A 21,752-nucleotide genomic window follows, 5' to 3' on the forward strand; every position below is an offset into this window, starting at 1 on the left:
TTCGCCCGCGCGGGACGCGCCTACGTGTAGGGACCGCCGTTGTGACGGAGCACCAGAACGGCCGCGTCGTCGGTGTGCCCGGTCAGATCGGCCACCGACAGCACCTCGGCGGCCAGATCGTCGGCGTCCGCGTCGTACGCCGCGCCGACGAGGTCGGTCACCCGCGTCAGCCCCCGCTCGATCGGATAGCTCGGCCCCTCCACCACCCCATCGGTGACCAGCACGAACGCTCCCACCTGGTCCAGCCGGTGGCGGGTGACCGGGTACTGCTGGTCGGGGTAGACCCCCAGCGGAAGACCGCCGGGGTCCGGCAGCACCTGTGAGCCGGCGGCCGTGGCCCAGATGGCCGGCACATGGCCGGCGCGGGAGCCGGCCAGTTCGCCGCTGTCCGGGTCGAAGCGCAGAAAGGTGCAGGTCGCCAGGAGGTCGGAGCTCATCGACAGCAGCAGGTTGTTGGCCCGTCCCAGGACGTCGCCGGGATCGGTGGTGGCGCCCGCGACGGCGCGCAGTCCGGTGCGGACCTGCCCCATGTAGGCGGCCGCCTCCACGTCATGGCCCTGGACGTCACCGATGACGAATCCGAGCGAGCCGTCCGGCAGTGGGAAGGCGTCGTACCAGTCGCCGCCGATGTCCAGACCCGTCTGCGCCGGTACGTAGCGCGCCGCGGTCTGCAGTCCCGGCAGGCCCGGCAGCTCGGGCGGAAGCATGTGCCGCTGGAGTTCGACGGCGAGCGCCACACGCGCCTGCTGCAGCTTGATCCGTTCCATGACCCGGCCGGTGACCTGGCCGAGGCGCCGCAGAAGCTCCTCGGACGGCGGGCCGGCGGTGGTGTGGCGTCGATCCATTCAGCACCCCACTGCGCATGGCCGATTCCGGTACGGCGAATCGCTGCTGAACCTCACATTACGCCGCCTGAGCGGCACCGGAACCGGCTTATTGAGCAACGGTCAATATCGCGCTAGAGTCTGTTGAGTAACTGTCAACAGAAGGAGCAGTGCAGCCATGGCCCCCGAAGCGACCGCCGCCCCCTTCGAGCACCTGGAGATCCAGGTCGGCCCGCACACCTACGACGCACTGGCCGCCGGGCCCGCCGACGGGGAGCTCGTCCTGCTGCTGCACGGCTGGCCCGAGTTCGCCGACTCCTGGAGCGCGGTGCTCCCCGCCTTGGGCGCGGCCGGCTACCGCGCCGTCGCCGTCGACCAGCGCGGCTACTCCCCGCGCGCCCGCCCCGCCGGGATCGCCGACTACGCCGTCCCCGAACTCGTCGCCGACGCCCTCGCCTTCGCCGACTCCCAGGGCGCCGGCCGCTTCCACCTCGTATCGCACGACTGGGGCGGCATGGTCGCCTGGGCGCTGGCCGGCGCCCACCCCGAGCGGCTGAAGTCCCTGACGGTACTGGCCACTCCGCACCCGGACGCGCTCAACCGCGCCGCCGCCGAGGACTCCGTCCAGTACCACCGCCTCGACTACGTCCGTTTCTTCCGCCGTGACGACGGCGCGGCGGAGGCCGCCCTGCTCGCCGACGACGCCGCCCGGCTGCGCGCCGCCTACGCGGGCAAGGTCCCCGAGGCCCTCGTCGACGGCAATGTCCGCCGGCTGTCCGCACCGGGCGCGCTGACCGCCACCCTGAACTGGTACCGCGCCCCCGAGGCGATCATCTCGGTGCCCGCGGGCCGGATCACCGTCCCCACCCTCTTCCTGTGGGGCAGCGAGGACACCGCCCTGGGCCGGGGCGCGGCCGAGTCGACGGGGGAGTGGGTGGACGGGCCGTACCGCTTCGAGGCCCTGGAGGGCGCCAGCCACTGGCTCCCCGAAGAGGTCCCCGACCTCGTCACCCCCAAGATCCTCGATCACCTCGGGCAGTACGCCTGACACCGCGGCGGGGGGCCGGGGACAGCGCGAGCGCGCCCGGCCCGCCACCGTAAACTGCGGGCATGTCCGGCAAGCGAACCACCCGTCTCACCCCCGACCAGCGCCGGGAGCAGCTGATCGGCATCGGGCTGGAGATGCTCGCCGACCGCTCCCTGGACGAGCTGTCCACCGACGAAGTCGCCCGGCGGGCCGGTATCTCGCGCGGACTGCTCTTCCACTACTTCGACTCCAAGCGTGACTTCTACCGCGCCGTGGTCCGCGCCGCGTGCGACCGCTTCACCGCCGCGACCGAACCGGACGGCTCGCTGGAGCCGGTCGCCTGGATGCGGGCGTTCATCGCGGGCTTCGTGGCGTACGTCCTGGAGCACCGGAAGGTGTATCTCGCCCTGGTACGGGGCGCCGCGGGCAGCCACCCCGCGGTCACCGACATCGTCGGCGAGACCCGCGAGACGGTCGCCCGCCGGCTGCGCGACGGGCAGCGGCGGCTCGGCATGCCGGACGTCCCGCGGCTGGAACTGGCCTTGCGCGCCTGGATGGCGTTCGCCGAGGAGGCGGCCACCACCTGGCCGGAGTCGGACGACGCCGCCCGGGACGAGCTCTGCTCCTTCGTCGAAGCCAGCTTCGTGAGCCTGCTGGGACTGCTGGACCGGCCCAGGACGCTGGGCGCCGACGACCGGCGCTGACGACCGGCGCTGACCGGCCGTGGCCCAAGCGTGATGCATCTCAAGTGGGCGGCGTGCCGCGCACGTTGTACCGTTCCCTTGCATCCGCTGCCCGTGCGCAAACGCGCCCGGAACAAGCGTGAGTTCCGCCCGCACACCCGGCAATTCAGGAGAAGAGAACCATGGTCTTCGGGCGTTCCGACCGCCGCCACCGGACCGCCCCCGTCGAGCCCGTTACGCTCAAGATCCTGGTTGCGGGCGGCTTCGGGGTCGGCAAGACCACCCTGGTCGGCGCCGTCAGCGAGATCAAACCGCTGCGCACGGAGGAGCGGTTGACCGAGGCGGGCCGGCCGGTGGACGACCTCGACGGCGTGGAGGCCAAGACCACCACCACCGTCGCGATGGACTTCGGGCGGATCACCCTCAACGAGGAACTGGTCCTCTACCTCTTCGGCACTCCGGGCCAGGACCGCTTCTGGTTCCTGTGGGACGAGCTGGCGCGCGGTGCGCTCGGCGCGGTGGTGCTCGCCGACACCCGCCGGCTCGCCGACAGCTTCTCCGCCATCGACTACTTCGAGCGGCGCGGTCTGCCCTTCACGGTCGCCGTCAACTGCTTCGACGGCGCCGACCGCTACCCACCGGAGGCGGTGCGTGAGGCACTGGACCTGAGCGACGAGGTCCCGGTGATGCTCTGCGACGCGCGCCGCAAAGAGTCCGCCCGGGACGTGCTGATCGCCGTCGTCGAGCAGGCGGGCACCCGGCGGCGGGCGCCCGCACTGCCCTGACCGCTCGCGTAAGTACGGCCCGCACCCCGCCGCCCGGGGCGCGGGCCGTACGTCTGCACTCCGCCGCTATGACGCCGCGCCGCCCTCGGCCTGCCAGCCGAAGCTCCGCTCCACGGCCTTGCGCCAGTTGGCGAACTCGCTCTCGCGGGTCTCCCCGTCCATCCGCGGCACCCACTCGCTCTCGCGTTTCCAGTGGCTGCGCAGCTCGTCGAGGTCCTGCCAGACACCGGTCGCCAGACCGGCCGCGTACGCCGCGCCCAGACAGGTCGTCTCCGAGATCACCGGGCGGATCACCGGCACGCCCAGCACATCCGCCTGATGCTGCATCAGCAGCTTGTTGGCGGTCATCCCGCCGTCGACCTTGAGCCGCGTGATCCGTACACCGGAGTCCTGGAACATCGCGTCCACGACCTCGCGGGTCTGCCAGCTGGTCGCCTCCAGCACGGCGCGCGCCAGATGCGCCTTGGTGACGAACCCGGTCAGTCCGGTGATCACGCCGCGGGCGTCGGAGCGCCAGTACGGCGCGAACAGACCGGAGAACGCCGGCACCACATACGCCCCGCCGTTGTCCGGGACGCTCGCCGCCAGCGGCTCGATCTCGTCCGCCGACGCGATGATCCCCAGCTGGTCGCGGAACCACTGCACCAGCGCGCCCGTGATGGCGATGGAGCCCTCCAGGCAGTAGACGGGGGCCTCGCCGGCGAGCTGGTAGCCCAGGGTCGTCAGCAGTCCGCTCTTGGACGGAACGGGGCGGTTGCCGGTGTTGAGCAGCAGGAACGAGCCGGTGCCATAGGTGTTCTTGGCCTCGCCGACGCCGTAGCAGGTCTGGCCGAACACCGCGGCCTGCTGGTCGCCCAGCGCGGACGCCACCGGCACCCCGTGCAGCTGCCCCACCGCCGTGCCGTACACCTCGGCCGACGACCGGATCTCCGGCAGGATCGCGGCCGGCACGTTCATCGCCGACAGGATCTCCGGATCCCACTGGAGGGTGCCGAGGTTCATCAGCATCGTGCGGCCCGCGTTGGTCACGTCCGTGACGTGCACCCCGCCGTCGGTGCCGCCGGTCAGATTCCAGATCAGCCAGGAGTCGATGGTGCCGAACGCGATCTCGCCGCGCTCGGCGCGCGCCCGCAGGCCCGGCACCTCGTCCAGCAGCCAGGCCGCCTTCGGCCCGGAGAAGTAGCTGGCCAGCGGCAGACCGGTGGCGTCCCGGAAGCGGTCCTGGCCGTCCTTGCCGCCGAGTTCCGCGCACAGCTGGGAGGTGCGGGTGTCCTGCCAGACGATCGCATGGTGCACCGGTCTGCCGGTGGCCCGGTCCCAAAGGACCGTGGTCTCCCGCTGGTTGGTGATGCCCAGCGCGCTGAGCTGATCGGCGCGCAGCCCCGCCTTGGCGAGTGCGCCCGCCACCACGGCCTGCACCTTCGACCAGATCTCGGTCGCGTCGTGCTCCACCCAGCCGGGCCTGGGGAAGATCTGCCGGTGCTCGCGCTGGTCGACGGCGACGATCGCCCCGCCGTGGTCGAAGATGATGCAGCGGCTCGACGTGGTGCCCTGGTCGATCGCGGCTACGTACTTCTCGGTCGTCCCGGTTCGCTCGGTCATACCGTCACGCCTCCTGACGTCCTGGCTCGAAGTGGGTGCGGTGCCTGCCGTGTCAGAACACGCAGTTGTGGACCAGGCCGGCCAGCACCGCGCCGATCAGCGGCCCGGCCACCGGGATCCAGGCGTAACTCCAGTCGGAGGAGCCCTTGTTGGGGATCGGCAGCAGCGCGTGCACGATGCGCGGGCCCAGGTCGCGGGCCGGGTTGATGGCGTAGCCGGTGGGCCCGCCGAGCGACAGCCCGATGCCGACGACCAGCAGCGCGACCAGCAGCACATTGATCCCCGAGCCGTAGATCCCGGCCTGCGCCCCGGGCACCTGGCCGATGCCGATGCCCTTGTTCTGGCCGAAGAACAGCAGCGGAAGCACCAGGGCGACGGTGGCGATGATCTCGGTGACGAGGTTGGCGACGGGATTGCGGATCTCCGGGGCGGTGGCGAAGACCCCCAGCGTCGGCTGGGCCTTGTCCTGCTCCCTGCCGGCGGCGAACTGCGCGTAGTACAGCGCCCAGGCCAGTACGGCACCGATCCCCGCGCCGAGCATCTGCGCCAGCACGTACAGCGGCACCTTCGACCATTCGGTGCCGCCCGCGACCGCCGAGCCGACCGTCACCGCGGGGTTGAGGTGCCCGCCCGACAGCGGCGCCGCGGTGTACGCCCCGGCGAGTACGGCCATGCCCCAGCCGAACGCGATCACCACCCAGCCGGCGGACCTGGCCTTGGAGTGGTGCAGAGTGACGGCGGCGCACACACCGGCGCCGAAGAGAATCAGGATCGCGGTGCCGATCACTTCACCGACGAAGATGTCCCCATTGGCATACATGGCGGCTCCTTGGCCCTCGCCCGGGGACGGCCCCCGGTCCTGGGTGGGTGCCTCCGGAAGTGTTCACCCGAGGTGAGGGGGCGTCAAGGCCGCACACCATCAAGGCGGTTGGGGGAAGGGCACGCGCTCGGCGCGGCGCGCGGGCCCGGTCACCCGGGGGTCCGTACGCCGCTCGGGCCGGGCGGGGCGGGGCAGGCGGGACCGGCCGGACCCGGCACCCGGGCCGGGCGGCCGCGCCGGACCTCCGTACGCTCCGAACCGGGGCGGCCCAGCACCCAGCTCGCCCCGGGCAGCGCCTTCGCCGCCTTCTTCAGCGGCGCGAGCGCGGCCGCGGCCGCATGATGTCCGCCGACACTGCCGGGCGGGCACACCGCGGTCGCCAGCGACAGCGTCACCGGCCGTCCGCCCGCCGACCAGGCCACGTCCAGCAGCGCCGCGGCGAACGGCTCCAGGCCGTCCGGCTCGGTCAGCACCAGGAAGTCGTCGCCGCCGATATGGCCCACCCGGCAGGCCGGTTCACCGGCCGCGACCCCGGCGAGCGTCCGCCCCACCGAACGGATCAGCTCATCGCCGGCCGCGAACCCGGCGCCGTCGTTGACCTGCTTGAAGCCGTCCACGTCCAGCCAGCTCAGCGCGAACGCCCGCCCCTCGGCGATCCGCCGGTCCACCTCGCCGTTGACCTCGTCCGAACCCGGCAGCCGGGTCAGCGGGTTGAGCCGGGCCGCCTCCTCCACCCGGCTCTCGGCCAGCGCCCGCACGATGTCGGCGAGGTGCACCACCCCCATGCACCGCCCGCGTTCGTCGACCACCGCCACATCGTCCCCGGTGCGGTCCCGGTCGCCTTCGGCGATCACATCGAGCACCTGCCAGGCGGTGGCGTCCGCCCCGACCGTCCGCGGCCGGTCCGCGAGCCGCAGGGCCGGCCGGTCGGCGTAGAGCGCATGGCCGTACCGCCCGGACAGCGACAGCAGGAACCGGTCCCGGTCGATCGCCCGGACGGGCACCCCGTCGGTGTCCACCAGGAGGACCCCCGACACCCCGGGGAAGCCGGTGAGATGGCTGCGCACCGCGCCCGCCGACGCGGTCATCGGCAGCAGCGCGGCGGGCTGCAGGAACTGGGCGACCGGCGGTCCGGCCGGCGGCCGGTGCGCGGCCGGCCCGTGCACCGCCCGAGGGACGGTCGGCGGCAGATACACCTCGGTGGCCGGACGGCGCGTGGGCGGCGCGAACAGGTGGCCCTGCGCCAGCTGCACCCCGGCGTCCCGCACCGCCGCGTACTGCCGCTCGGTCTCCACCCCCTCGATGGCCAGCAGCCCGCCCACCCCCTCGCACAGCTGCCGCACCGCGGCCACCGCGGCCTGCCGCCCCCGGTCGGTGTCCAGCCGGGCACACAGCGAGGCATCGAGTTTGACGAGGTCCGGCGCGAGATCGCCGAGCAGCCGCAGCGGCAGGTCGCCGTCCCCCACCCCGTCCGCGCAGATCCGGTAGCCCTCGTCGCGCAGCAGCGCCACCGACTCCAGCAGCGCGGCGTGCGGGACATGGGTGAACGGCCCGACGAGATCGAGGGTGATCTCCCACGGCCGCCGCCCGACATCGTGCACGGCCTTGCCCAGCGACGTCAGCCGGGGCAGCTCGGCGACGGTCGCCGCGAAGACGTTGATGTGCAGCGGCAGCAGCGTCTCCTGGTGTGCCGTCGCCCGTACGGCGAGCGCGGCGAGCTCGGCGTCCAGCTCGGGGTGGCGGTGCGCGGAGGCCAGTACGTCGAGCTCGCCGGGCTCGGGGCGGGCGAGTATCTCCAGCGCCGCGACCGAACCGGTCGAGAGGTTCACGACGGGCTGGAAGGCGAATCGGAGCTGGTCCGTCCAGGCAGGCACGGGCGCCAGCATGCCCCGCCCGATCCGCCAACTGCGGCTGATTAACGCACTGTTCATGCACCCTTCCGGAGCGGGCGGGCGGCTGGTGGGCGATGCACACAGGACGTTCGAGACCCGGCACGCACCTGCCCCCGGGGGCTGATGGGGCCTCGATCCGCCCCTCACGCCTGGACGCCGTCCGCACCCCCTGCTATGTTGTTCTCGTTCAGAGAAAGACTCAGCTTGAGAATGACTGATGAGGGGGCGAAGGGCGTGAACACGGACCGGCGAGGAAGCGGAAGCGGCGGCGCGGACGACGGCGAGCGCGCCTTTCTCGCGGCCTACGAACCGCGGGACTTCCCCGCCATCGCCGTGACCGTCGACATCGTCGTCCTGACCCTGCGCGGCGGCGCCCTGCACCTGCTGCTCGTCGAGCGCGGCGGCCCGCCCTTCCAGGGCGCCTGGGCACTGCCGGGCGGCTTCGTCCGCGCCGGCCGGGAGTCGCTCGACGAGGCCGCGGCCCGCGAACTCGCCGAGGAGACCGGGCTGGACGCCGCCCAGCTGGAGCGCGTCCACCTCGAACAGCTCGGCTCGTACGGCGACCCCGGACGTGACCCGCGGATGCCCGTCGTCACCATCGCCTACCTCGCCTTCGCGCCCGACCTCCCCGAGGCCCGCGGCGGCGGCGACGCCTCGGCCGCCGCCTGGGTCCCGATCGGCGGACCGGCCACCGGCGAACCGGACGCGGCCCAACCGCGTCCCTCAGATCAGGGTCCGGGGCACGGGATCAACGGGGGTGATTCCGTGCCCCGGCCCGCAGCCGGCCGGGCACCCGGCTCCGATGCCGGGCAGCCCCCGCTCCCGCTCGCCTTCGACCACGCCCGGATCGTCGCCGACGGCCTCGACCGCGCCCGCGCGAAGATCGAGTACACCCCGCTGGCCACCGCCTTCCTCGGCGCGGAGTTCACCATCGCCGAACTCCGCGGCGTCTACGAAGCCGTCTGGGGCAGCCCGCTGCACGCCGGGAACTTCCACCGCAAGGTGCTCTCCGTCCCCGGCTTCGTCGAATCCACCGGGGCCACCGCGGCCCGCGGAGGAGCCCGCGGAGGGCCCCGCGCCCGCCTCTACCGAGCGGGCGACGCCCGGCTGCTGCACCCCGCGCTGCTGCGCCCCGACCGGGAGGAGAGCGTGCGATGACCGCCACCGCGGACGCCGGCGCGCCGCGCACCCGCACCGCCGCCCGCAGCGCACTGGCCGCGGCCCGCCGGCCGGCGGACCTCTTTCCCGCGGACGACACCGAAGCGGCGCGCACCTACCGCCGTCTCGCCCGGCTGCTGCACCCCGACACCGCACCGGCCGCCGAACGGCCGGACGCCGAGGCGGAGTTCGCCCGTCTCACCGCCCTGTGGCGGCAGCGCACCGACGCCGCCCGGCCGACCCTGACCACCCGCCGCCGTACGTACACCCTCGGCCCGGTACTGGCCACCGGCGACCTCGCCGTGCTCCGCGCCGCGTCGTACGAACGGGACGGCACCCGCCACCGCGCCGTACTGAAGATCCCGCGCGCGGTCACCGACAACGACCTCCTGGAGCGCGAGGCGCAGACGCTGAGCCTGCTGGCACGGCACGGCGCCCCACGCCACCGCGGCTACGCGCCCCGGCTGCTGGAATCCTTCCGCCACCGGGAGGAGCGGACCGGCACCGAACGCCGCGTCAACGCCCTGGCGCCGCTGACCGGCTTCCACACCCTCGCCGCGGTCCAGGAAGCCCACCCGGACGGGCTCGACCCGCGCGACGCCGCCTGGATGTGGCGCAGGCTGCTGGTCGCCCTCGGCTGGGCACACCGCGCCGGCCGGGTGCACGGCGCCGTACACCCCGAACACGTCCTCATCCACCCCGAGTTGCACGGCCTGGTCCTCGTCGACTGGTGCTACAGCACCGCCCCCGGCGACCGCGTCCCCGCACTCGTCGAACGCCACCGCGCCACATATCCGCCCGAGGTCACCGGCCGCCGGCCGGCCACCGAAGCCACCGACATCCACCTCGCCTCCCGCACCATGGCCGCCGTCATGGGGGAGCGCGCACCGAAGCCGATACGGGCGTTCCTGCGCGGCTGCACCCTCGCGGCCCCGTCGCGCCGTCCACACGACGCCTGGCGGCTGCTGGGCGAACTGGACGAACTGCTGGAGCGGCTCTACGGGCCGCGCACCTTCCGGCCCTTCACGATGCCGAAGCAGCCGTGAAGCCGCGGCCGCATCCACGGGCCGCACCACTCCACCACCACCAGACCACCACCACACCATCACCACCACAGGGGGAACCACCATGGGCAGCGGAACCTGGTCCACCGACGTCTACGGCGCCGCGGCGAGCTACCGCGCCGCCTCCGGCACCAGCGCCTTCGACTACAGCGACCGCACCACCAGCTCCGCCCCGCGGCAGACCTGGACCGCACACCCCTCGCTCGACCCCCGGGGCCTGAGCGTCCGCGAGAGCCGCGACTCCGACGAACACCCCGCCTCGCTCGCCGTCTCGGTCATCTTCGACGTGACCGGATCGATGCGCGCGGTGCCGAGGGTCCTGCAGACCAAGCTCCCCGAGCTGTTCGGCCTGCTGCTGCGCAAGGGATACGTCGAGCACCCGCAGATCCTCTTCGGCGCCGTCGGCGACGCCACCTGCGACCGGGTGCCGCTCCAGCTCGGCCAGTTCGAGTCCGACAACCGCATGGACGACGACCTCGGCAACATCCTCCTGGAGGGCGGCGGAGGCGGCCAGATGACCGAGTCGTACGAACTCGCGCTGTACGCGATGGCCCGCCACACCAGCATCGACTGCCACGAGAAGCGCGGCCGCCGCGGCTACCTCTTCCTCATCGGCGACGAGATGCCCTACGGCAAGGTCAAGGCCCGCGAGGTCCGCGAGGTCTTCGGCGACCAGCTCACCGAGGACATCCCCCTCCCCGCGATCCTCGCCGAGCTGCGGCAGAAGTTCGAGGTCTACTTCATCGTCCCGGCCGGTGCCGCGCACGTCGGCAACAGCTCCGTCCTGGGCACCTGGCGCAGGCTCCTCGGCCAGAACGTCATCGAGCTCGACGACCTCGGCGCCGTCTGCGAAACCATCGCCCTGACCATCGGCCTCGGCGAGGAGGCCATCGACCTCGCCGCCGGACTCGACGACCTCGCCGACATCGGCTCCGACGCGGGGGAGACCGTCGGCAGGGCACTGGCCACCCTCGGCCGCGACCGAGGCGCCCTCGCACACTCCTCGGCGCCGCTGATCGACCCCGACGGCACGCCGCAAGCGAGCGCCACCACCCGCCTGTGACCCGAAGAACCCGACCCGCGCCCGAAGGACGGCCAGCAACCGTGCACACCATCGTGGTCGATCTCGGCTACGGCGACGCCGGCAAGGGCACCGTCGTCGACCGGCTCTGCGCACCCCGGGAGGGCGCGGCGCCGGTCGCGGCGGTGGTCCGCTTCAACGGCGGCGCCCAGGCCGCCCACAACGTCGTCACCGCCGACGGCCGCCACCACACCTTCGCCCAGTTCGGCTCGGGCACCTTCAGCGGCGTCCGCACGCATCTGTCGCGCCTCGTGCTCGTCGACCCGCTCGCCCTCGCCTCCGAGGCCCGGCACCTCGCCTCGCTCGGGGTGCCGGACCCGCTCGCCCTGCTGACCGTCGACCGCCGCGCGCGGCTGACCACGCCCTACCACGCGGCCGCCAACCGCGCCCGGGAGCGGGCCCGCGGCACCGCCCGCCACGGCTCGTGCGGCATGGGCATCGGCGAAACCGCCGCCTACGCGCTGGCGCATCCCGCCGACGCCCCGACCGCGGGCGACTGCACCTCACCCGGCGCCCTGCGCCGCAAACTCACCCTGCTCCGCGACCGGTTGACCGACGAGCTCGGCCCGCTGGACGCCCCGCCCGTCGACGCCTGCCTGGACGCCTTCGCCGCCTTCGCCCGGCACGTCCGCCTCGTCGACGCTGACCACCTGGCGCGGCTGGTGCGCACCGGGCCGCTCGTCTTCGAGGGCGCGCAGGGGGTGCTGCTCGACGAGTGGCACGGCTTCCACCCGTACACCACCTGGTCGACGACCACCTTCGCCGGAGCCGAGGAACTGCTCGCCGAGGCCGGGCAGCCGCGCGCGGCCCGGCGCCTGGGCGTCGTACGGACCTACACCACCCGGCACGGCCCCGGCCCCCTGGTCACCGAGGACCCGGCGCTGCGGCACGCCCTCCCCGAGCCCCACAACGGCCACGGCCGCTGGCAGGGCGCCTTCCGCCGAGGCCACTTCGACGCCGTCGCGCACGCCTACGCCGTCGAGGTCTGCGGGGGAGTGGACGCCCTCGCCGTCACCCACCTGGACGCCCCGGCCCGCCACGGCAGCACCCTGCGCATGGCCCACGCCTACCGCACGCCCGAGGGCCTGTGGGACCGCATCCCCACCGCCCCGCCCGGCGACCTGACCCGGCAGCAGCGCCTCACCGAACGCCTGCTGACCGCCCGCCCCGCCCGCCTGACCTCCCCGGGCCCGGACCCGCACGCCTGGACCGGCGCCCTCGCGCAGGCGCTGAACGCCCCGGTCCTGATGGAGTCGTACGGGCCCGCATCCGCCGACAAGGTCGTCCACGAGGAGCCCGGCGGGGTCACCGCACCGGGAAGTCGAAGTAGGTGTCCGGAAACGTCTCCGGCTTGAGGGTGTAGTGCCACCACTCCTCCGGCAGGTTGACGAACCCGGCCCGCTCCAGCCCCTTCTTGAGCAGCAGACGATGCGCCAACTGCCGCCCCTGGACGCGCGGATCGAGGGTGTGCGCGAGGGTGTCGAAGCAGTCGAAGCCGGTCCCCATGTCGAGCGAGTTGTCCGGGAAGCGTTCGGCCCGCGGCCCGTAACAGGGCGTCAGCGGCTCACCCGGCACATACGGACGGGTGGGCACGGCCGGCAGCCGCACCAGCGTCACATCGAGCGTACTTCCCCTGCTGTGACCGGACTTGGCGGCGATATAGCCGTCGTCGAACAGCCTGGTCTTGTCCACCCGCGGATAGAACTCGGCCTTCATCCGCTGGTCACCCAGGTCCTTCGCCCACCGGACGAAGTGGTCCACCGCACGCTGCGGCCGGTAGCAGTCGTACACCTTCAGCGAGAACCCCCGCTTCAGGAAGGAGCGCTGCGCACGGTGCAGCGCCCGGGCGGCGTCCCGCGTCAGCAGGCACGTCGGCCTGCGATAGCCGTCCACCGGAACGCCCATGAAGGTGTGCGGGGTGACGTAGCGCATCTCCTGGATGACCGTGGGATCCACCTCGCGCAGTGCGACGAACTCCCCGGGCATCCCGGACGGGGGCGCCGCCCGGCGGTCGGTCCCCGCCGCTGTGCCCGACGGCAGCGTGGCGACGGTCAACAGGGCGGCGGCGACGGCCAGGCCGCGCAGCGCGGCAGCGAGTCTCGGCATGGCCCCCGTCTACCAGCCCGGGCCCGCGCAGGGAAGCCCGCCACCACCACCCGCCCACCGTCAGTCGCCCCGCTGGGGCGCGTCGCCCACCAGCCCCCGCACCCGCACCGGATACCCCACCGCGCCCCCGTCCCGCCGCTCCACGACCACCCGGTCGCCCTTCCACCCCGAGGTGAAGTGCTCCACCGTCGGCCGCTGCCAGCCGTCGCCGGTGTCCGGCACCACCAGACCACTGCCCCCGCGCCCGGCCGCCGGCGCCCACACCTCCAGCTCCGTCCCGCCGTCCGCACCCGCCACCGGGAGCACCGCACCGGCCCGCGCCAGCACCGGGATCCGCGACAGCGGCGCGTCCACCCACACCTGCCCGGGACCGTCGTACGCCCGCCCGGTCGCGGTGTCGTACCACCGGCCGCGCGGCAGCCGCACCGGCCGCCTGGTCACACCCGCCGCCAGCGCCGGCGCCACCAGCAGCGCGTCCCCCAGCAGAAAGGCGTCCTCGCAGTCCCGCAGCGCCCGGTCCCGCGGCGCGCCCCACCACACCGGCCGGACGTACGGCGCCCCCGTCAGCCGCGCCAACTGGCCCAGCGTCCCGAAGTACGGCAGCAGCCGCTGCCGCTCACGCAGCGCCGCCCGGGCGTGCTCCAGCACCTCCGCCCCGAATTCCCACGGCTCCCGGCGGCCCGCCCAGACCGCCGAGTGGGTTCGGAACAGGGGCAGATACGCACCCAGTTGGAACCAGCGCAGATACAGCTCCCGGGAAGGCACCTCGGAGAACCCGCCGACATCGGGACCGCTGTACGGCACCCCGCACAGCCCCAGGCCCAGCACCAGCGACAGCGAGGCCCGCAGCCCCGGCCAGCCCGTCGCCACATCCCCCGACCAGGTGCCCCCGTAGCGCTGCATCCCCGCCCAGCCCGAACGGGAGAAGAGGAACGGCCGCTCGGCCGGGCGCAGTTCGCACAGCCCCTCGAAGCCGGCCTGGGCCATCGCCAGACCGTAGACGTTGTGCGCCTCACGGTGGTCGCCGCCGCGCCCCTCCATCGCGTGCCGTGCCGAGCGCGGCAGCGTCTGCTCCCCGAAGGGGGCGAAGGAGACCGGCTCGTTCATGTCGTGCCAGAAGCCCGCGAAGCCCTGCGCCAGCCGCTCCGTGTACAGCGCACCCCACCACTTCCGCACCCGCGCGTCGGTGAAGTCCGGGTACACCGACTCACCGGGCCAGACCACTCCGCGCACCTCACGCCCGCGCGCGTCCCGTACGAACGCATCGGCCGCCGCCCCGCCCTCGTACACCGCGTCGCCCGGCTCCGCCTTCACCGCCGGGTCCACGATCGACACCAGGCGCACCCCCTCGGCCCGCAACTCCCGGGCCAGACCCGGCAGATCCGGATAGCGCTCACGATCGACGGTGAACACCCGGTGCCGGTCGTAGTGGTCGATGTCCAAATGGACGGCGGACAACGGCAGTTCGCGCTCCTGATAGCCGGCCACCACCCGGCGCACCTCGTCCTGGCCGCCGAACCCCCAACGGGCGTGCTGGTGGCCCAGCGCCCACTGCGGCGGCAGCGCGGGCGCCCCGGTCAGCGCCGTCCACACCTGCAGCACCCGGGCCGGGGTCCCGGCCAGCACCCAGTAGCGCAGCGGCCCGCCGTCCATCCGCAGCTCACAGCTGCCCGGACGGTCGTGCCCGGAGCCCGCGCCCTCCACGCCCTCCCGCAGCAGCACCCGGCCGTCCCAGGAATTGTCGTGGAAGACCAGATGCGTACCGGCGTCCGCCACCACCAGCTGCACCGGCATCGTCAGCGACAGCGGATCGTCGCCCGGCCCGAACGCGCCGCCCGGATCGGTGTTCCACAGCCGGTACGCACCGTCCCGCAGCCGCGGCCCCTGCGCCCGGCCGCCCAGCCCGAAGAACCGGGCGTCGGCCGGCACCTCCGAGCGCTGCACCCACCGCGACGCCCCGCACCCCTCCGGCCGCCCGGCGCGCTCCGCCGCACCCGCCGCACCCGCCGCACCCGCCGTGCCCTCCGCGTCCGTACGGTCCCACCAGCGCGGCGGCAGCTCCCGCCGCAGCACCGCGCCGCCGGGCGTCCGCACCTCCACCGCGCCGTGCCGGGACACCGCCACCAGCACCCGCTCGGAGACCACCCGCCAGCCGCCCTCCGTATCGGGCTCCAGCACCGCCCGCGCATCCACCTCGGGACACGCCCCGGCCAGCGCGTACGAGGGCTCCGGCCCGGCGCCGTCCCAGCCGCAGAAGACCGCGCCGCCCGACGCCACCCGCACCCGCAGCGACGACCGGGCGAAGCGGATCACCCCGCCCCCCGGTTGCGGCTCGGCGCCGGTCGCCGCCCCCGGGACCCGGGCCCGCTCCCCGCCCTGGCGCGGCAGCGCCCGCGCATCCGTCCGCCGCGCCCGCCACGCCGAGCGCACGGACCGCAGCCCCTGCGCCGGCCCGATCGCCCTGACCATCCGTACCGACCGCACCAGATCACGCCCGTCCATGCCGGTCAGCCTGCCATTGACGCTCCGGCGCGCGGGCACCGTTCAACTGCCGTTCACCTGCACGAGGTCACGCTCGGCCACCCCAAGGCCTGGGGATCGCCGTCCGATGGCCGAATCCCGACGGGCCGGCCCGCGTCCCCCGCATTCGGGGTGGTGGCACCCCATCCGCCACCCCCTCGAATGTGGCGAGCACACCCTGGTGCACAAGTCGATCACATGGCATCGTCCAGACAAGCCGTGTCACGCGCACCCGCAGGCGGGGGACCCCCGCCGCGTGCGCGCGCGACGCGCCCGACGCCTACGACGCACACGACGCCTACGACGCGTACCGACCGGGAGCCGCATCATGACCACCGCACCGCAGTCCGACCACCGGCCGGAACCCCTGTGGCAACCGGGCCCGGACCGCATCGCCGGCGCACAGGTCACCCGCTTCCACACCTGGGCCGCCGAGCGGCACGGCGCACCCGCCCCCACCCCGGGGGACCCCGCCGCGAGCTATGCCGCCCTGCACCGCTGGTCCGTCGACGCACTCCCCGCCTTCTGGCAGGCCGTCGCCGACTGGTACGACGTCCGCTTCACCACCCCGTACGAGACCGTCCTCGCCGACCCCGCGATGCCCGGCGCCCGCTGGTTCCCCGGCGCCACCCTGAACTACGCCGAGCACGCCCTGCGCGCCGCCGAGGACCCGGCCCGCGCCGACGACCCCGCGCTGCTGTACGTCGACGAGACCCACCGGCCCACCCCCGTCACCTGGTCGGAACTGCGCGCCCAGGTCGGATCGCTGGCCGCCGAGCTCCGCCGCCTCGGCGTCCGCCCCGGCGACCGCGTCAGCGGCTACGTCCCCAACGTCCCGCAGGCCGTCGTCGCCCTCCTCGCCACCGCCGCGGTCGGCGGCGTCTGGACGTCCTGCGCCCCGGACTTCGGCGCCCGCAGCGTCCTGGACCGCTTCCAGCAGATCGAACCGGTCGTCCTGTTCACCGTCGACGGCTACCGCTACGGCGGCAAGGAACACGACCGCCGCGACACCGTCACCGAACTCCGCGCCGAACTGCCCACCCTGCGCGCCGTCGTCCACATCCCGCTGCTCGGTACGCCCGCCCCCGAAGGCGCCCTGAACTGGTCCGACCTGACCTCCCAGCGCACCGAACCGGTCTTCGAACAGGTCCCCTTCGACCACCCGCTGTGGGTCCTGTACTCCTCCGGCACCACCGGACTGCCCAAGGCCATCGTCCAGTCCCAGGGCGGCATCCTGCTCGAACACCTCAAGCAGACCGGGCTGCACTGCGACCTCGGCCCCGACGACCGGTTCTTCTGGTACACCTCCACCGGCTGGATGATGTGGAACTTCCTCGTCGCCGGCCTCCTGGTGGGCTCCACGATCGTGCTCTACGACGGCAGCCCCGGCCACCCCGACATCGCCGCCCAGTGGCGGGTCGCCGAGACCACCCGCGCCACGGTCTTCGGCACCTCCGCCGCCTACGTCATGGCCTGCCGCAAGGCCGGCATCCACCCCGCCCGCGACCTCGACCTCTCCGCCGTCACCTGCGTGGCCACCACCGGCTCCCCGCTCCCGCCGGACGGCTTCCGCTGGCTGCACGACTCCTTCGCGGAGAGCGGCGCCGACCTGTGGACGGCCTCCGTCAGCGGCGGCACCGACGTCTGCAGCTGCTTCGCCGGCGCCGTCCCCACCCTCCCCGTCCACATCGGCGAACTCCAGGCCCCCTGCCTCGGCACCGACCTGCAGGCCTGGGACCCCCAGGGCAAGCCCGTCATCGACGAGGTCGGCGAGCTCGTCGTCACCAACCCCATGCCGTCCATGCCCACCCGCTTCTGGAACGACCCCGACGGCACCCGCTACCACGACAGCTACTTCGACATGTACCCCGGCGTCTGGCGGCACGGCGACTGGATCACCGTCACGCCCCGCGGCAGCGTCATCATCCACGGCCGCTCCGACTCCACCCTCAACCGCCAGGGCGTCCGGATGGGCTCCGCCGACATCTACGAGGCCGTCGAGCGGCTCCCCGAGATCCGCGAATCCCTCGTCATCGGCCTGGAACTCCCCGACGGCGGCTACTGGATGCCGCTCTTCGTCCACCTCGCACCCGGCGCCACCCTCGACGACGACCTCCGCGACCGCATCAAGCGCACCATCCGCGAACAGCTCTCGCCGCGGCACGTCCCCGACGACATCATCGAAGCCCCCGGCGTCCCGCACACCCTCACCGGCAAGCGCATCGAGGTCCCCGTCAAACGCCTCCTCCAGGGAACCCCCCTCGACAAGGCCGTCAACCCCGGATCCGTCGACAACCTCGAACTCCTGCGCTTCTACGAGCAGGTGGCCCGCGACCGCGCGGCCCAAGGCCCCGCGACGTAGCCGACCGGCCGGCCGGCGCCGGACCACGCAGGGGCCGTACGGCCTCCGGTCCGCCGCCGGCCGCGCTTGTCAGACCCCCCGATTACTCTCAGTGACAAGTGATGCTCGACCAGCGCACCTCACTCAGAGCCGGTGCGCCTCACCCAGGGGGAGTCATGACATCCACATCCCGGCACACCGCCCGGTCCGCCGCCCGCCGCACACTGCGCCGCGAAGTCCCCAGCACCGCCGCCGTCCTGGCCGACGAGCAGGACTTCAGTGCCATGCGCCGCTACCGCACCTTCCCCTTCGACGACCACGCCAGCTACCTCCAGCAGATGGAGACCCTGCTGCGCACCCTCGCCGCCCAGGGCGTGCTCACGACCATCAGCCTCTTCGACCCGGCCGCCTACGAGAAGTACTGCGCGGACCTGGCCCTGGACCCCGACCGCCCCGAAAGCCGCAGCCGCTACACGGCCGCAGCCGCCCGCACCGGCGCGACGGTGACATACGAAGGCGAACCACTCAGCCAACTGCTCCCGTTACTCGTCCAAGAAGCCGACCGCCAGGCGGCCTGGAAGCACGCCGCCCGACTCCTCGCCCATATCGGCAGGTGCGACGACTGCGGCACGGACCTCGCCCCGGCCGCCTTCGCCCGCGCCGGCCAGGCCCTCCAGCAGCTCCTGGAGACCCTCGGCAGCGGCACCCACCATCTCGTCTGCTCCGTCGCGGCAGCCGAGCCGCCCCTCCTCGCGGTCCTGCACGCCACCACCCGCGACGACGCCCCACCCCGGCTCACCGACTCCGAGGCCCTCGTCTTCTCCACGGTCCTCGCCACCGGCCTCGCCCTGCGCACCCCCGGCGGCATCGTCACCCGCACGACCGCCGACCCCACCAACCCCACGGGAGCCACCGGCACACCACCGCGCGACACGGTCCGCGGCTGGTCCCTGAACGACTCCTGGCTGCGCCCCCTCAGCACGGCCGAGGTCTTCACCGCCTACTGCACCGACGCCGACAGCGGAGACCCGATCCCACCCGAGCCCGGCGTCGAATACGCCCCCGGCCTCCCCCTCACACCCCCACCCGACCCTCACGACCACTGACCGCACGCACCGCAGCACACAGAAAACGGCCGCCCCGCCGCAAGGGCGGGACGGCCGTCACCACTGGCTCCTACGGCCTCATTCGCCGGAGAGCACCGCCTGCGCGGCGGCCCGCGCGTCCTCGGCGGTGTCCGCGGCCCGCGCCGCGGCCGCCGCACGCTCGCACTGCGCCAGCGTGTGCTTCGACAGCGTCGCCCGCACGTACGGAATCGACGCCGCGCCCATCGACAGGCTGGTGACACCGAGACCGGTCAGCACACACGCCAACAGCGGATCGGAGGCCGCCTCACCGCAGACGCCGCAGCTCTTGCCCTCGGCCTTCGCGGCCTCGGCCGAAGCCGCCACGAGGTCCAGCAGCGCCGGCTGCCAGGGATCCTGCAGCCGCGACACCGCACCCACCTGACGGTCGGCGGCGAAGGTGTACTGCGCCAGGTCATTGGTCCCCAGCGAAAGGAACTCCACTTCTTGCAGAATCGAGCGGGCCCGCAGCGCCGCGGACGGAATCTCCACCATCGCCCCGAACTTCGCCCGCAGCCCGGCCTCCCGGCACGCGTCGGCGAACGCCTTGGCGTCGATCCGGTCCGCCACCATCGGGGCCATGACCTCAAGGTAGACCGGCAGCCCCTCGGCCGCCTTCGCCAGCGCCGTCAGCTGGGTACGCAGCACATCGGGGTGGTCGAGCAGGGTCCGCAGACCCCGCACGCCCAGCGCCGGGTTCGGCTCGTCCGCCGGCGTCAGGAAGTCCAGCGGCTTGTCGGCACCGGCGTCCAGCACGCGCACGACCACGCGGCCCTCCGGAAACGCCTCCAGCACCTGCCGGTACGCCTCGACCTGCTTCTCCTCGGACGGCGCCTTCTTGCTGTCGTCCAGGAACAGGAACTCCGTACGGAACAGCCCGACACCCTCGGCCCCGGCCTCCACGGCAGCGGGCACATCAGCGGGCCCGCCGACATTCGCCAGCAGCGGCACCTTGTGCCCGTCGGAGGTGGCACCCGGACCGGACGACGCGGCCAGCGCGGCCTTCCGCTCCGCCGCGGCCCGCTCCAGCTCGGCCCGCTTCTCGGCGCTCGGCTCCACGAAGATCTCACCGGTGCTGCCGTCGACCGCGATCACGGTGCCCTCGACCAGCTCACCCGCACCCGGCAGCGCCACGACGGCCGGCACACCCAGCGCCCGCGCCAGAATCGCGCTGTGGCTGGTCGGCCCGCCCTCCTCGGTGACGAACCCGAGCACCAGCGTCGGGTCGAGCAGCGCGGTGTCGGCCGGCGCCAGATCCCGCGCGATCAGCACATACGGCTCATCACTGTCCGGCACACCCGGCATCGGCACCCCCAGCAGCCGGGCGACGATCCGGTTGCGCACATCATCGAGGTCGGCAACCCGCCCCGCGAGGTACTCGCCCGCGCCCGCAAGCAGCGCCCGGTACGCCGCGAAGGCGTCGTACACACCGCGCTCGGCGGTGCTGCCGACGGCGATCCGCCGCTCGACATCCGCCATCAGCTCGGGGTCCTGCGCCATCAGCGCCTGGGCCTCCAGCACGGCCTGCGCCTCGCCGCCCGCGAGATTTCCGCGCGCTATGAGGTCGGCGGCGACAGCTTCCACGGCCTGACGGGCACGCCCCTGTTCGCGCTCCGCCTCATCCGCCGGAATCTGCTTGGCCGGCGGCTCCAGAACCGCCGTGCCCATGTGCCGCACCTCGCCTATGGCCACACCGTGGCTCACACCGACGCCTCGCAGCGTTGTCTCCATTGCACCCGTCTCCGGTTGATGCGACGGCCGGACCGCCGCGTTGGATGTCGTACCTGCCGTTCGGGACGGCGCCCGGCTACTGCCAGGAGAAGAGCTGGTCGCCCGCCTTGATGTCGCCGTCCTCGCGCACCTCGCCGAGCGAGTCCGCGGTGGCCTCCAGCGCGACGACCGGGCACACCGGCGACTTACCGGCTTCTTCGACCGCGGCCGGGTTCCAGCGCACGATCTCCTGGCCGCGGGTAACGGTGTCACCCTTGTTCACGAGCAGCTCGAAGCCCTCGCCATTGAGCTGAACGGTGTCAATACCGAGGTGAGTGAGCACGCCGTGCCCCTCGGAGTCGACGACGACAAACGCATGCGGGTGCAGCGAGACAAGAACACCGTCCACGGGCGAGACGGCGGCAGACGGCTCACGAACCGGATCGATGGCGGTACCGGGACCCACCATCGCTCCGGAGAACACCGGGTCGGGCACAGCCGCGAGTCCGATGGCGCGTCCAGCGAGCGGGGACGTCACGGTGGTCATGGGAAGCCTCCCAGGGGTGGAGATTCATCAGGTCGCCGTCACTACCTGTCCTGGACGGCGCACCGTTGAGAAGCGTAAGTCATAAGAACTGACGGTTCCGCATGACAGACCCCGTGTTGCACCCCGCGCGTCCCGCTGAATCGATTTGCCTCGCCCACACCAGAGCTGTACTGTCTGAGACCTGCCCCAGACAGCCAGGCCGCAATGAACTGCGGCCGGTTGAGGTGGGCGGCACTCCCGAGCGTCTTGATCGCGACTCAAGAATTCTGCTTTTCTGCATGCCTGCAGAAAAGCAGCGGTTCGAAAGCCGGAAAGGCCTGATAGAGTGTGAAACACCGAAGGGAAGCGCCCGGAGGAAACCCGAGAGGGAATCCAAAGGAAGCGTCCGTTCCTTGAGAACTCAACAGCGTGCCAAAAGTCAACGCCAGATATGTTGATACCCCGTCCACCGGAACATTCCGGAGGATG

The 21,752-nt window shown here is 73.1% G+C and carries 17 protein-coding genes; 9 read left to right on the forward strand and 8 right to left on the reverse strand.

Going from position 1 to position 21,752, the window contains the following annotated elements:
• Positions 1–20 precede the first annotated feature (20 nt).
• The gene (locus ACWD6P_RS05305; RefSeq protein WP_451442678.1) at positions 21–845 is read right to left on the reverse strand and encodes a PP2C family protein-serine/threonine phosphatase; all 825 of its coding nucleotides are present in this window, start codon (positions 843–845) and stop codon (positions 21–23) included.
• A gap of 157 nt (positions 846–1,002) precedes the next feature.
• On the opposite strand from ACWD6P_RS05305, the gene ACWD6P_RS05310 reads away from it, so the two are divergent.
• From ACWD6P_RS05310 to ACWD6P_RS05320, 3 genes are all read left to right on the forward strand, one after another.
• Positions 1,003–1,872 carry an alpha/beta fold hydrolase gene (locus tag ACWD6P_RS05310; RefSeq protein ID WP_451442679.1) on the forward strand — a complete coding sequence of 290 codons (870 nt, stop codon included), beginning with the start codon at positions 1,003–1,005 and terminating at the stop codon, positions 1,870–1,872.
• A 62-nt stretch (positions 1,873–1,934) separates the two neighbouring features.
• On the forward strand, positions 1,935–2,555 hold the full coding sequence (locus ACWD6P_RS05315) for a TetR/AcrR family transcriptional regulator (RefSeq protein WP_451442680.1): 621 nt from the start codon (positions 1,935–1,937) through the stop codon (positions 2,553–2,555).
• Between the two features lie 161 nt (positions 2,556–2,716).
• Entirely contained in the window at positions 2,717–3,319 is a 603-nt protein-coding gene (locus tag ACWD6P_RS05320; protein ID WP_451442681.1) for a GTP-binding protein, read from the forward strand.
• Positions 3,320–3,385: 66 nt separating this feature from the next.
• Here ACWD6P_RS05320 and glpK read toward each other — a convergent pair whose 3' ends face one another.
• The 3 genes from glpK to ACWD6P_RS05335 all read right to left on the reverse strand — a co-directional run bounded on the left by glpK (position 3,386) and on the right by ACWD6P_RS05335 (position 7,615).
• Positions 3,386–4,921, reverse strand: coding sequence for a glycerol kinase GlpK (gene glpK / locus ACWD6P_RS05325; protein WP_451442682.1), 1,536 nt, complete (start codon positions 4,919–4,921; stop codon positions 3,386–3,388).
• A gap of 52 nt (positions 4,922–4,973) precedes the next feature.
• Positions 4,974–5,741: an MIP/aquaporin family protein gene (locus ACWD6P_RS05330; RefSeq protein ID WP_451442683.1), complete on the reverse strand. Its 768-nt coding sequence runs from the start codon at positions 5,739–5,741 to the stop codon at positions 4,974–4,976.
• 149 nt (positions 5,742–5,890) lie between these two features.
• Positions 5,891–7,615: an EAL domain-containing protein gene (locus ACWD6P_RS05335; RefSeq protein ID WP_451442684.1), complete on the reverse strand. Its 1,725-nt coding sequence runs from the start codon at positions 7,613–7,615 to the stop codon at positions 5,891–5,893.
• Positions 7,616–7,843: 228 nt separating this feature from the next.
• On the opposite strand from ACWD6P_RS05335, the gene ACWD6P_RS05340 reads away from it, so the two are divergent.
• The 4 genes from ACWD6P_RS05340 (at position 7,844) to ACWD6P_RS05355 (ending at position 12,291) form a co-directional block, all read left to right on the forward strand.
• A complete protein-coding gene (locus ACWD6P_RS05340) occupies positions 7,844–8,791 on the forward strand; it encodes an NUDIX hydrolase (RefSeq protein WP_451442685.1) in 948 nt (315 codons plus the stop codon).
• Positions 8,788–9,837, forward strand: a complete 1,050-nt coding sequence (locus ACWD6P_RS05345) for a molecular chaperone DnaJ (protein ID WP_451442686.1) — start codon at positions 8,788–8,790, stop codon at positions 9,835–9,837. Before ACWD6P_RS05340 ends, ACWD6P_RS05345 begins: the two co-directional genes overlap by 4 nt.
• 82 nt (positions 9,838–9,919) lie before the next feature.
• Entirely contained in the window at positions 9,920–10,918 is a 999-nt protein-coding gene (locus tag ACWD6P_RS05350; protein ID WP_451442687.1) for a hypothetical protein, read from the forward strand.
• Positions 10,919–10,959: 41 nt separating this feature from the next.
• The gene (locus tag ACWD6P_RS05355; RefSeq protein WP_451442688.1) at positions 10,960–12,291 is read left to right on the forward strand and encodes an adenylosuccinate synthetase; all 1,332 of its coding nucleotides are present in this window, start codon (positions 10,960–10,962) and stop codon (positions 12,289–12,291) included.
• Here the strand turns inward: ACWD6P_RS05355 and ACWD6P_RS05360 are convergent.
• Both ACWD6P_RS05360 and ACWD6P_RS05365 read right to left on the reverse strand, forming a co-directional pair.
• Positions 12,242–13,042, reverse strand: coding sequence for a M15 family metallopeptidase (locus tag ACWD6P_RS05360; protein ID WP_451442689.1), 801 nt, complete (start codon positions 13,040–13,042; stop codon positions 12,242–12,244). The two genes, ACWD6P_RS05355 and ACWD6P_RS05360, sit on opposite strands and share 50 nt — an antisense overlap.
• Before the next feature lie 60 nt (positions 13,043–13,102).
• Entirely contained in the window at positions 13,103–15,544 is a 2,442-nt protein-coding gene (locus ACWD6P_RS05365; protein ID WP_451442690.1) for a glycoside hydrolase family 31 protein, read from the reverse strand.
• Positions 15,545–15,890: 346 nt separating this feature from the next.
• Between ACWD6P_RS05365 and ACWD6P_RS05370 the strand changes: the two genes are divergently transcribed.
• Both ACWD6P_RS05370 and ACWD6P_RS05375 read left to right on the forward strand, forming a co-directional pair.
• Positions 15,891–17,924 carry an acetoacetate--CoA ligase gene (locus ACWD6P_RS05370; RefSeq protein ID WP_451442691.1) on the forward strand — a complete coding sequence of 678 codons (2,034 nt, stop codon included), beginning with the start codon at positions 15,891–15,893 and terminating at the stop codon, positions 17,922–17,924.
• Positions 17,925–18,079: 155 nt separating this feature from the next.
• A complete protein-coding gene (locus ACWD6P_RS05375; RefSeq protein WP_451442692.1) occupies positions 18,080–19,009 on the forward strand; it encodes a hypothetical protein in 930 nt (309 codons plus the stop codon).
• Between the two features lie 78 nt (positions 19,010–19,087).
• Here ACWD6P_RS05375 and ptsP read toward each other — a convergent pair whose 3' ends face one another.
• Both ptsP and ACWD6P_RS05385 read right to left on the reverse strand, forming a co-directional pair.
• On the reverse strand, positions 19,088–20,758 hold the full coding sequence (gene ptsP / locus ACWD6P_RS05380) for a phosphoenolpyruvate--protein phosphotransferase (protein ID WP_451442693.1): 1,671 nt from the start codon (positions 20,756–20,758) through the stop codon (positions 19,088–19,090).
• Positions 20,759–20,834: 76 nt separating this feature from the next.
• Positions 20,835–21,284 carry a PTS sugar transporter subunit IIA gene (locus ACWD6P_RS05385; protein WP_451442694.1) on the reverse strand — a complete coding sequence of 150 codons (450 nt, stop codon included), beginning with the start codon at positions 21,282–21,284 and terminating at the stop codon, positions 20,835–20,837.
• Positions 21,285–21,752: the final 468 nt, after the last annotated feature.

The organism is Streptomyces sp. NPDC002446 (genome assembly GCF_053595675.1).

Coding starts and splice junctions, on each gene's coding strand:
- ACWD6P_RS05305 (WP_451442678.1), bottom strand. CDS start 845: ATGGATCGACGCCACACCACCGCCGGCCCGCCGTCCGAGGAGCTTCTG.
- ACWD6P_RS05310 (WP_451442679.1), top strand. CDS start 1,003: ATGGCCCCCGAAGCGACCGCCGCCCCCTTCGAGCACCTGGAGATCCAG.
- ACWD6P_RS05315 (WP_451442680.1), top strand. CDS start 1,935: ATGTCCGGCAAGCGAACCACCCGTCTCACCCCCGACCAGCGCCGGGAG.
- ACWD6P_RS05320 (WP_451442681.1), top strand. CDS start 2,717: ATGGTCTTCGGGCGTTCCGACCGCCGCCACCGGACCGCCCCCGTCGAG.
- glpK (WP_451442682.1), bottom strand. CDS start 4,921: ATGACCGAGCGAACCGGGACGACCGAGAAGTACGTAGCCGCGATCGAC.
- ACWD6P_RS05330 (WP_451442683.1), bottom strand. CDS start 5,741: ATGTATGCCAATGGGGACATCTTCGTCGGTGAAGTGATCGGCACCGCG.
- ACWD6P_RS05340 (WP_451442685.1), top strand. CDS start 7,844: ATGACTGATGAGGGGGCGAAGGGCGTGAACACGGACCGGCGAGGAAGC.
- ACWD6P_RS05345 (WP_451442686.1), top strand. CDS start 8,788: ATGACCGCCACCGCGGACGCCGGCGCGCCGCGCACCCGCACCGCCGCC.
- ACWD6P_RS05350 (WP_451442687.1), top strand. CDS start 9,920: ATGGGCAGCGGAACCTGGTCCACCGACGTCTACGGCGCCGCGGCGAGC.
- ACWD6P_RS05360 (WP_451442689.1), bottom strand. CDS start 13,042: ATGCCGAGACTCGCTGCCGCGCTGCGCGGCCTGGCCGTCGCCGCCGCC.
- ACWD6P_RS05365 (WP_451442690.1), bottom strand. CDS start 15,544: ATGGACGGGCGTGATCTGGTGCGGTCGGTACGGATGGTCAGGGCGATC.
- ACWD6P_RS05370 (WP_451442691.1), top strand. CDS start 15,891: ATGACCACCGCACCGCAGTCCGACCACCGGCCGGAACCCCTGTGGCAA.
- ACWD6P_RS05375 (WP_451442692.1), top strand. CDS start 18,080: ATGACATCCACATCCCGGCACACCGCCCGGTCCGCCGCCCGCCGCACA.
- ptsP (WP_451442693.1), bottom strand. CDS start 20,758: ATGGAGACAACGCTGCGAGGCGTCGGTGTGAGCCACGGTGTGGCCATA.
- ACWD6P_RS05385 (WP_451442694.1), bottom strand. CDS start 21,284: ATGACCACCGTGACGTCCCCGCTCGCTGGACGCGCCATCGGACTCGCG.